This window comes from Sphingobacterium sp. UBA5670 (assembly GCF_002420705.1).
Classification (GTDB): Bacteria; Bacteroidota; Bacteroidia; order Sphingobacteriales; family Sphingobacteriaceae; genus Sphingobacterium.
The window spans coordinates 620,852-631,672 of sequence record NZ_DIIM01000021.1; the positions used below are offsets into that span (position 1 = coordinate 620,852).

The window sequence follows — 10,821 nt, forward strand, 5'->3', positions numbered from 1 at the left end:
TTTATAATCCTGCCTGTAAGGTAAAAGTCACACTCCGGGCGAACGGGTATGTAATTCCACGTTCTACTTTCACCGAAGACCAGCGAAAAATATCATTTGCAACAAGTCCGACACGCAGACTTGACAATGCTAGTTTTTTAGCGAACTCCTTTCGTGCATCGTAAGAAAAATTAAGCGACTGCAGTGCAAACAGGTTATCAGGCATAATGAACCGCGAGGACACTCTCGTCTGGCCCAAATCCTGAATACTTTTATAAAAAGTTACATCTCCTGGGCTTTTCCATTTTTCCTCCAAAACCCTACTGTCAACATTATAGCGTGGATCGGCATTTTCAACCCGGTCTACCAAGGTTTGGTTATAGGTTTTACCACCTATCCGTGTCTGGAAATAAGCGACCATCATAAACTGTTTATAGCGCAGTGTTCCTCCAAAAAATCCTTCCATTTTTGGAGTGGCCACCCCCACGACATCAATATCCCGTGCATCCCAGTCATATGACAGTGTTCCATCTTTTTTAATATAAACTTCCTTTCCATTTTCGGGATCTATTCCTAGAGAAGGAACTGCGTAAATCGCATCGAGCGATTGGCCTTCTTTGTAGCGAAGTAGCGGTACCGCCATTAGATCGCTCCCCTGCTGTGCTTCGTCGACACGTTCGTTGTAGCTTTTCAGTGCATTTGAAATACGGACGATTTTATTTGTATTTCGGACCAAATTGGCCAATAGGCTCAGTGTCCACTTTTGATTTTTAATGGGAACCCAATTGGCATTGAGCTCGAATCCTTTATTTTCAAGATCGCCAAGATTCTCCTTATACGAGCTGAATCCCGTAGAAGGTGCCAGGTTGATATCCGCTAAGATATCGCGTGTGATCTTATGGTAATAGCGTGGAGAAAGTGTCAACCGATCATGCCAAAGTCCAAGATCAAGACCAACATCGGTACTCTGGGTCTTCTGCCAGGTCAGGTTTTCATTACCATAATTACGGACCGTACTTCCCAGTCCCGAGCTATACCAATTGCTTTTATCGTAGCTATAAGTTGTGCGCGACATATAAGGATCAAACTGTACAGATCCCGTAAGACCTATCGTTGCACGGAGACGCAACTGGCTGATAACATCGTTGGTAAACCATTTTTCTTTATGCATATTCCATCCGATACCTGTAGACCAAAAGGGAGCGGTACGTTTATTGGATCCGAATTTGGAAGAACCATCAATGCGGAACGTTGCATCCATTAGATAACGGTTATCATAGGAATAGTTGGCACTTAGGAAAGCGCCAAATAACCTGGAGGCACCCAGGCTACTCGAAGGGCTCGCATTTTCGGCATATCCTTTGGCAAATCCCACACTTGTAAATCGGTCATTAGGAAACCCAATGGCCGTAAAAGAACGCTCGTCGTAACTTTCTGTCCGGATATTGGTTCCCCCAACCACATTGAAGCTGTGTTTATCAATATTGCGCATCCAATTGAGCCTGATATTTGCATCCCAGTACAATTCATTGTTTGTATAGCTGCTATAACTACCTTTTTCATCTGTCTGAGATGTTGGATAGAAATAAAAATCATTGGCTAAGGGCGACCGGAAATTATCATTGGTATTCAAGCGCTTTAGCAGGCTCACTTGTCCCCGCAGGCGAAGTCCGTTATTGAGATCAAAATCACCAGAGAAATTATTCAGCAATTCGGTGTAACCAAGTTTATTGAAACTATTGAGTGTCGCATTATAAAGTGGGTTCAGGACATACTCCCGTTGCGCGCTACCGGAATTTGCCACCCTTGTCCACATATCGGCCTCCTGTATAATATTGCCGTTATCATCGGTCATGCGGTAATACGGATTCATCCTCACATAGTCCGAAAAACTTCCATAAGGAGATTCGCGGCCATCGACCACGGTTACGGCAAGCTCATTCTGGAATCTAAATTTACCTTTTAGGTTATAGCTAAAATTCAGCCCACCCGAATATTGATTTCTTCCCGATCCCTTCATGACACCTGGCCTGGTCTGATAGCGCATGTCTACGCCATAACGGAAAGTCTCCGAACCGCCTTCTAGATAAAGTCCGTGTTTTTGTCCGACTGCAGTCCGCACGGGTTGCGAAAGCCAATACGTGTCCACACCACCGAGAACATTTGCCAGTTTTTGATAATAGAGTTCATCCAACGCATCCTGTGGCTGACGCTGAATTGTTGCATCGTACAGTCCCGCCAACTTCTCATAAGCCAGTTTATCCGCCGCATGTAAAACATCGTAGCCTGTCAGATCCGGCATATTCACATTACTCTCATGCGTATAGGTCAATTGTAATTTACCATCCTTAGGCATTTTTGTGGTGATGACCATGACACCATTAGCGGCTCTTGACCCATATATTGCGGTCGCAGCAGCGTCTTTTAAAATCGTGACACTCTCAATACGTGTCATATCCAGGTCCAGCACCTTCTGTACGCTCACTTCAAACCCATTTAATATAAAGGCCGGCATATTGATTGTGGTGGTAATATTGTCCCTTCGGAGCACTTCATTCCCTCCGGTAGGTAACGAAGAGGATCCACGGACATTAATATTTGGTAAGGCATTGGGATTGGATCCAGCGAGATTATTGTCCAGCAGTTTAAAAGAAGGATCAAATACCTGCATGGCTTGTAAGACGTTTTGTGGATTTACCTGTCGCAGTTCATCCCCGCTTTTGGTAATCGCGGTTCCGGTATAAGAATCTTTTTTTAACACCTGATACCCCGTCACAACGACCTGTTCCAACGCATTTGCTTCCTCTTCCATCTGCACATTGTACTCCTCTTTATTTTCGACTAGATTGAGGGTAAAGTTTTTATAGCCAACCATACTTAATGTAAGCGGTTGCATAGTACCAGCGAAGGAAAATCGTCCATCCTTATCCGCTACCGCAATGGTATTGCCCATTTGCGAAATATTCACTCCCGAAAGCGGCTTACGGTCTTTACCGACGACTTGTCCCCGGACCTGCAGCTGGGATGGCTTATCCAACGAGGGATAGTTTTTAGGTTCGGTTTTCCGTGGACTGGATTTCCTTTCCAGGAAAATTGTCTTTGATTCAATTGTGTATCCGATTCCCTGCGGACTTAAAATCTTATCAAGAAATAATTTAAGGGGCATCTTGTCCGCTTTAATCGAAATTGGGCGGGCCGATTCCAAAATCTTTTTTGCTCCTAAGACTTCGTAATTTGTCTGGAGCTTGACCGCCTGGAGCACATCCATCAAAGGAACATTGTGCCCGGCATAGGTGACGGTTTGTGCGTTTACCTTATGACCTAGCTGGAGTAAGACAGCAAAAAGTAGCCATAAAAGGGGTCTGGTCGCTTGTGAAAAACAACTTAATTTCATTAATTCTAGTTAGTTTAGTTAGGTTAGATTGCAGGATTCACTGCCCAATTTGTTAATTCATATTGTATGGTAATGTATAATTTTACGTTTTTTACTGCCCTCCTTTCTGTCCTTTAGGATCACTTTTTTCAATGATGAGCTTTCCATCGTCCGTCAATTGATACGACAAATCCTGGTCTTTTAATATTTTCAGGATGGTAGATAATTTACTCGTTCTGAATGTTCCTCCGAAAAAGGAGACATCAGGTATATCGCCCTTATAGACAACATCAACTGCATACCATTGGGACAGCTCATCCATCACTTGCCGAAGCGACTTTCCATCAAAGTTAAATTTGCCGTATACCCAAGCCATCTCCTGCTGCACATTGACCGGATGTCTAGAAAGCTCCGCACCGGAGCTAACAGATTGATCGCCGGGCATCAAAGTGACCTTTTGACTTTTAATCAGTTCTTTTACCTGCACTTTCCCCTCCAACAGTGTTGTTTTTATCTGCGCTGATGTTGGGTAGGCATTGATATTGAAATGCGTTCCAAGTACCTGTACCTCCTGATTTTTGGTCCGCACGATAAAAGGCTGATTCTTACGTTTGGCAACTTCAAAATAGGCCTCTCCCCGAAGGCTGACTTCGCGTTTATCTTTAGCAAATATGGTCGGATAAGATAGTGTCGTTCCTGCATTTAGCTTGACCATAGTACCGTCGGGCAAGGTAACCTCGTAAGTACCGCCACGCGGTGTTTCTATTTTGGCAGACACCGCGGCATCGATCGATGCAACTTCATGGCCGTCATCATAGCGTATTCCACTACCATTGATAAGAACTTGCTTTTCTCCCTTGTTTAGCTCATACCGTCTGCCATCTGAGAGCGTTATGATGGCCTGATTAGAAGCCGGTAGCCGATCACTTACAGCCCCTATCTGTACTTCTGCCGGCCGGCTGTTATCCCTATTCCAAAACCAGACAACACTGAGGGCAAGTAGTACGCTAGCTGCTGCAGCATAAGGCCATAGGCGTTTCAGCAGTGCGGGCTTTCTCGTTGTTGGCTGAAAGGAAATTTTATTTTTTAGCGACTCAAAATTACGCTGCTTTTCAAAATGCTGCAGACTGGCATACGCTTCACGCTGCCGCTGTCCATCCAGACAACGTTGATAGATCTCTTTGTTCGATGCTGATTCTTGCAGCCAGTTTTCCAAAAAAAGACGGTCTTCGCCTGTTAGCGTTCCCTGCAATTCCTGGAGGACCAGCGCACTGATACGGATAAGTTTTTCTTCTTCTTTAGGATCCATTTTGAGCTATTTCATCTATAGATACCACACCGATTTAAAAAAGTACCAAAGACAATTAAAAAAAATTAAATTTTTCCAAATAGAACAATCAACGAGAGTAGATAATGGAAGGAATCCCGTTTCAAATGCTCGCGCAGCAGGCTCAGGGCACGTAATTTTTGATTTTTTACGGTTTGAATACTGATCTGCAATAGATCAGCAACTTCTTGATTGCTGTTGCCTTCAAGGTAGCTCAGCTCTATGATTTCCCGTGCTTTGGGTGGGAGCTTCTGAATGGCTTCGTGGAGTTCGGCCATTGCTTCAGCGAAGACAATTTCATGTAAATGTGATTTTTGATCCTGTTCCTGCTGTGCAACATAGCTGTCGACCCGATTCAGCCTACGCAGTCGAGCTGTCTGCTGATTGAGTCCTGCATGGCGTGTTGCCTGATAGAGCGCCGCTTTGAGATGCGACAAGCTGTCAAAGCTCCTTTTACCTTGCCACAAGCGAATAAATCCCTCCTCGGCAATATCTTCCGCTTCTTTACTTTCATCCACAAAGCTCGAGGCGTATAAACAAATGCGATTGAAATAACGGTTGTATACATGCGCGCAAGCCTGCTCTTTCCCTTTTCGGAAATCGTCAAGCAGCTCTTTTTCGCTCGTATAATTCATTAGTAGATTCTTTTAGCTAGAGGTCAATCTTTTCGTGGATAAAGATAACTAAAAAGAATTGATACTTCCTATCGACGACTTATTCCTAAATTCTTCCTACTAAGTTTTCACAATTTCACCGTATACGCCATAAATTTTTCGGCAGACAGTACCAAAAAGGAAGCAAAGTCAATAATATATTCAGAACTGCTTAGTTGTTCTTGTTTTTCTGTTGACAAATCTGCTACCTTTGAGCCACGGCCTTCTAAAGCCAAACCTAATCCAATAAATCAACCTGTTCGCAATATGACAACGTGTTTCAAAAAATTTTCTGATCATACAGTCTTTCACTACATTATTATTTGGGCGATTTCGTGCCTAGCCATCTACCCCACTACCTGCTTAGCGCAAACAAACATGTCACTTGGTCATGATATACCGAAATCTACCCTTGCCCGGGCAATGGCGGCATCGATAAAAATGTTTGGTATTGACAGTATCAGCGGCCAGCAAAACAGTGCCCCTTTCAGTGGTGCTATTGTGACTGTGGATGGAGCTATACTGACAGTGGCACATTCCACAAAGCCGGGCAATTTCTATCGCGTAATTTTTTCCGATGGTAAACAGGGAGTCGCCAAGGCGCTCGGAAGACTGGTCGTGGATCAACAGAGCAACTTGCCTGATATTGCTATGATGAAGATGCAAGGCGAAGGCCCATGGCCCTTTGCTGAAATGGGCTGGTCATCATCTATCGCTGAAAACCAGTTCTGCTTTGGACTATCTTATCCCGAAACACTGCCCTTCTACATTCCCTTTTTGCGCACAGGTCGTATTCTTAAAAAAATGGACGACTATGGTTTTATTCAAAGCAGCAGCATCATGGAACCGGGAGATTCCGGAGGCCCTTTGTTTGATGCCATAGGTCGGGTCATTGGTCTTCATAGCCGTATCGATAGTCCCGAAGGCATCAATTTTGAGGTTCCTGTAAATAGCTACCGTAAATATTGGCAGTCGCTCAGCCACCCAGTCGCTATCGACACTTATCCCAGTTTAAGCGATTCGATCGGTAGCGATCCTGAACAGCAGAAACTATTGAAATTGGCGCTAAAAAAACAGACAATAAATCCGCAGACAAACTTTCAGTCCATAACAATCAGCAGTACTTTACAAGACGATAGTATTTCTATATTAGGAACGGTATTTCAATTGCGCAACAAGAAGCAGGTGATCTTATCCAAAAGTAGTTTAGTTGGCAAAGAGCCAACAGTTAAAATTGGCAAGAAAGTCTACGCCTTAAAAGTCCTGCTAAGAGATGAAAAAAGCGACCTGGTGGCACTCATGAGTGATCATAGATTTCCGTCGATCACCATATCGGAAATTTCGCAGCAAGGTATACCGGATACACTGGTAGGTTTAAATTTATGGTCATTGCTTACCGCCCATCAACGTAAAACCGGTGTCCTGGGCATGTCGTCCCGCACTTTCCCACGTATACCCGTTCCAGGAACTTTCGATGCACAGATGCAGGAGTTAGACGGTCTTCCAACCTTAACAACATTAGATAGTATGGGCGCAGCAGCCCAGGCCGGACTCCAGGTCGGCGACCATATGATTGCATTAAATGGTCAGGATGTGGCAAGTGCCATCAAAATCAATGCCGCCATGCAGCAATTTTCCGCAGGCGACACTTTACAGGTTCAATACAGACGGGGAGCCGCAGATCTTCAGACGAAGGTCATCCTTTCCAAATGGCCAACCAGGGAAAATCCACATCCGGCAAACAACATTCCTAAAGGAAAATCAGTTCGTAGGGACAACTTTCCAAGTGTCTTTATTCACGATTCACGCATTCATGCTGATGAATGTGGAAGTCCGATAGTCGATAGCAATGGCCATTTTATAGGGCTCAACATTGCACGCTTTAGTCACACGGCTTGTCTGGCCATCCCTAGAGATGCTGTATTGAAGTTCTTATCCGGCGTCGAACAGTTGCTTTAGCCCTTAAAAAGATCAAGTCATTAGGTAATTTTTAGGACCGCTGCAATATCGTTCTGAACAAAACTGTCGGGGATCTGGACCTCAAGAGCGTCGTCGAGCTGATGAAAAGATATCCGATCTTTACTACCCAATAACTGTATCTTTCCGACCACAGGGCTATCGGGTGCGGAACGCCCCAATGACTTGATTCTAATCTGCTTTCCGGTCGGTGTTCCCATAATAAAGGCATAAAGTACATTTCCCTTTGTCGTAAAACGAACATCATCACCGGTAAAAGCTTTTCCCTTTCCCTCGTTGAACCCCTGAACACTTAGTGAAGGAGCCTCCTCTTGTGCAGGACCCTCCCCAAAAATACGCCATGGTCTGGTTCCAATAATGGCTTCCCGGTGTATAGTCATCCACCCCCCTATCCCCTCGACCACTGCTCTTGCTTTGTCATCGATAGATCCATCACCGCGCAGTGGTATACTCAACAATAGATTACCATTTTTGCTGACCACATCAATCAACATATGAATAACGGTCTTGGCGGATTTATATTGATTATTATCATAGATCCGCCGGTCATAATGCCATGATCCAATACAGGTACAAGTCTGCCAGGGTTGCGGCTCAATGCTGTTACTCTGCCCCCGTTCGATATCCCAGACTAAGCATTTGCGCTGCTGTTCATTCAGTATTTTGCCATTGATTACCACATTGACCTTTCCCTTATTGGTCTGCATGCTCTTATTGTAAAAATCGGCGGCTATCTCCAGCCCGACATTGCTTATCGGCCAGAGCGGAAGGACGGTATCATCGAAGTAAACCATATCAGGTCGGTAGCTTTCCATCAGTTCCAGAGTTCGCGCTTTGAAATTTTCACAATAAGCCTTGTCAGGGACGCTTACGCCGGAGTCGACATCCCAATGCCACTGCCGGTGAACCGTGTGATCGTCTGTGCTGTCCAGACTCGGTTGATGATTCTGGGCATAAAGCTCCTGTGGATCGTAACCGGCCCACCATTTTCCTACACCATCCTTTTTTGTCAGTTTTCCATCATAAGGAACTCCTTCCAACTTACCTTTTTTATCACTTCGCTGAGCCGTTTCGTACCAGGTCCAGGCATGCGCTGCGTGTACGCTCACGCCAAATTTAAGTCCTCTTTTTTTTGCAGCACGTTCCCAGCCACCAACAAGATCTTTTTTAGGACCCACATTGACACTATTCCAGCGATGGTGACTGCTGCGATATAGGTCTAGATTGTCGTGATGGTTGGCCAGAGCCATAAAATACTGTGCACCGGCATTCTTATACAGCTCCATCAGCTCCTCCGGATTCCAGTTTTCGGCTTTCCACTGATGGATCACATCCTTAAAACCAAAAACCGAAGGATGTCCATATTTTTCAAGATGATATTGATATTGGTCCGATCCTTCTTGATACATCCCTCGGGCGTACCAATCACCCCGCTCAGGCTGGCATTGTGGTCCCCAATGTGCCCAGATGCCAAATTTGGCATCTCGAAACCAATCAGGTACCTGATAGTTTTCCAGTGAACGCCAATCGGGATGAAAAGGGGCTTTCCCCAGATAGGCGTGTGCAGCGCTAAATTTGCCAACGAAAAGGGTCGGAATAGTTGCACCGAGAAACTTAATTGCAGTTCTTCTATCCATTATACAATGATCTTCGGTCAGAATGTCTTGGCCCAAATTGCGGGACAAAGTCATTCGGTTTATAATTAGTTATCTTCTTTCATACCAAAATTACCGGTATTGAATCATGTAAGAAACTACATAATCGATGAATACTTGCACAATATCGACGAAGCCCCCATTTTCATGTTGTTGCCCCAAGAAAAAAGACGTCCCCAAAAGGACGCCTTCACCTAACCACTAACTATAAATAAAAAAACACCTAAATCTCAAAATCAATTGTTCATATCGTTACCTTTCAGATTTTTGTTATTGTCCAATTCGGACTGCGGGAAAGGATAATACGTTGCTTTGGGAGACCAACCGCCTTTTTTCAGTGGCTCCAGCCAGGTTGGATTGGCCATCCCCCATCGCAGCAGGTCAAAATATCGTTGATATTCTCCCAAAAATTCAACAAATCGTTCATGTACAATGATATTTTTGATCGTATTCAATGGTATACCATTTTTTACCAGCCCTTGGGCGATCAAGCCGTCTACATCGGGAATTGTCCCCTTCGATTTTTGATACCAAAGGTGTGGTTGCTCGTCTGGGACAACATTATTGGCACGTGTACGGACAAGGTTGATATACTGTTTCGCACCGGTAATATCTCCGCGTTCGTTTAGACACTCAGCATAAAGCAGCAACACATCGCTATAGCGAAAAATCCGGTCATTGTTGCCGTTATCAAAGTCCGCTATCTGAACATCCGGACAATATTTTCTTGTCCCAAAGAAGTCTTTGTTCGTAGCCAGGTTTTTCATCCAGTCGGCATAGGCCGTGACCTTACCGTCCAATTGAGTGAACTTTGCCCCATCCTCGCACCATAGTGTCATGTATTTTCTAGGGTCGCCATTTTCAAATTCATCGTGAGCCATTTTATTGGGAGCCAGATTCCACCAGGCACCACCTGTGCCGTCAAACATACCGATTTCCTGCCATCGCCATGAGCTCGATATATCATCCCCGAGCCAGCCAGGTCCATTGTAGAGCTGGACCTCAAAAATAGACTCTTGATTGTTCTCTTTCTTTTCCAAAAAATTATCTCGATAGGAAGACATCAATTGATATTCCTTACTATCAATCACGCTTTTCAATTGCGCTTCGGCACTGGAAAAGTCAGCTGCCTGCCCTTTGGCCAGGATAGGTTTATAGAGATAAGTTTTTGCCAGGTAGGCCTGTGCAGCACCTTTGGTTGCCCGGCCGATCATTTTACTATCAGCATAGAGCGCTGCCCGCGTTGGCAACAATTCGGAAGCCCTTTTAAAATCATCCACGATCAGCGCGTATACAGCACCAGCCTGTGAATTGCCCGGATAGTAATCTTCATTGGTTTCAACAGGCTTGTTGATCAGCGGGATGGTTTCTCCAAAAAGCATACCGAGGTGTAAATAATGCAGCGCCCGCAGGAAATAAGCTTCGCCCAAAAGTCTATTTTTTCTATTCTGTTCTATTTCACCTGTAAAATTTGTTATACGGTCGATCGCCAGGTTTGCCGCAAACACCCCATTCCAGAGATCTCTCCAGGTCTGTGCAGCCATTCCGTCACTAGCCGGTGTATTGTAAGTATCCTGGTACATGGGCTCCCACTTGAAGGTATGATTATAATCATCTCCCGGGGCCAGTAATTCGTAATATAGACTACGGGCGTAGCCCCCCTGAGTACGACCCACCAGCGCCTGATACGCAGGAATGACCGAATTTTCCAATTCATCTGCTGTTTTATAATAAGTATCTGTCGACAATTCCTGCGGATTGGAGAGATCTAGATTTGGCTTACAGCTCGAAAACTGTAGCAGCAGCGCAACAACAGCTAGTTTTATATAGTGTCTGTTCATGATATCGATATAGTAA

The 10,821-nt window shown here is 44.7% G+C and carries 6 protein-coding genes; 1 reads left to right on the forward strand and 5 read right to left on the reverse strand.

Annotated elements, in window-relative coordinates:
- Nucleotide 1: 1 nt before the first annotated feature.
- The 3 genes from B3C94_RS20605 to B3C94_RS20615 form a co-directional block, all read right to left on the reverse strand.
- Nucleotides 2-3,373 carry a SusC/RagA family TonB-linked outer membrane protein gene (locus B3C94_RS20605; protein ID WP_293907254.1) on the reverse strand — a complete coding sequence of 1,124 codons (3,372 nt, stop codon included), beginning with the start codon at nt 3,371-3,373 and terminating at the stop codon, nt 2-4.
- 91 nt (nt 3,374-3,464) lie between these two features.
- Complete coding sequence (locus B3C94_RS20610) at nt 3,465-4,661, reverse strand: FecR family protein (protein WP_293907256.1); 1,197 nt, start codon at nt 4,659-4,661, stop codon at nt 3,465-3,467.
- Between the two features lie 65 nt (nt 4,662-4,726).
- On the reverse strand, nt 4,727-5,314 hold the full coding sequence (locus B3C94_RS20615; protein ID WP_293907258.1) for an RNA polymerase sigma factor: 588 nt from the start codon (nt 5,312-5,314) through the stop codon (nt 4,727-4,729).
- 396 nt (nt 5,315-5,710) lie between these two features.
- On the opposite strand from B3C94_RS20615, the gene B3C94_RS20620 reads away from it, so the two are divergent.
- The gene (locus B3C94_RS20620; RefSeq protein ID WP_293907260.1) at nt 5,711-7,291 is read left to right on the forward strand and encodes a trypsin-like peptidase domain-containing protein; all 1,581 of its coding nucleotides are present in this window, start codon (nt 5,711-5,713) and stop codon (nt 7,289-7,291) included.
- A gap of 20 nt (nt 7,292-7,311) precedes the next feature.
- Here B3C94_RS20620 and B3C94_RS20625 read toward each other — a convergent pair whose 3' ends face one another.
- Nucleotides 7,312-8,946, reverse strand: a complete 1,635-nt coding sequence (locus B3C94_RS20625) for an alpha-L-fucosidase (RefSeq protein ID WP_293907262.1) — start codon at nt 8,944-8,946, stop codon at nt 7,312-7,314.
- Nucleotides 8,947-9,200: 254 nt separating this feature from the next.
- Complete coding sequence (locus B3C94_RS20630) at nt 9,201-10,805, reverse strand: RagB/SusD family nutrient uptake outer membrane protein (RefSeq protein ID WP_293907264.1); 1,605 nt, start codon at nt 10,803-10,805, stop codon at nt 9,201-9,203.
- Nucleotides 10,806-10,821: the final 16 nt, after the last annotated feature.

Excerpts from the sequence above, each read along its gene's own strand:
- B3C94_RS20610 (WP_293907256.1), bottom strand. The coding sequence starts at position 4,661 with ATGGATCCTAAAGAAGAAGAAAAACTTATCCGTATCAGTGCGCTGGTC.
- B3C94_RS20615 (WP_293907258.1), bottom strand. The coding sequence starts at position 5,314 with ATGAATTATACGAGCGAAAAAGAGCTGCTTGACGATTTCCGAAAAGGG.
- B3C94_RS20620 (WP_293907260.1), top strand. The coding sequence starts at position 5,711 with ATGTCACTTGGTCATGATATACCGAAATCTACCCTTGCCCGGGCAATG.
- B3C94_RS20630 (WP_293907264.1), bottom strand. The coding sequence starts at position 10,805 with ATGAACAGACACTATATAAAACTAGCTGTTGTTGCGCTGCTGCTACAG.
- B3C94_RS20605 (WP_293907254.1), bottom strand. The coding sequence starts at position 3,373 with ATGAAATTAAGTTGTTTTTCACAAGCGACCAGACCCCTTTTATGGCTA.
- B3C94_RS20625 (WP_293907262.1), bottom strand. The coding sequence starts at position 8,946 with ATGGATAGAAGAACTGCAATTAAGTTTCTCGGTGCAACTATTCCGACC.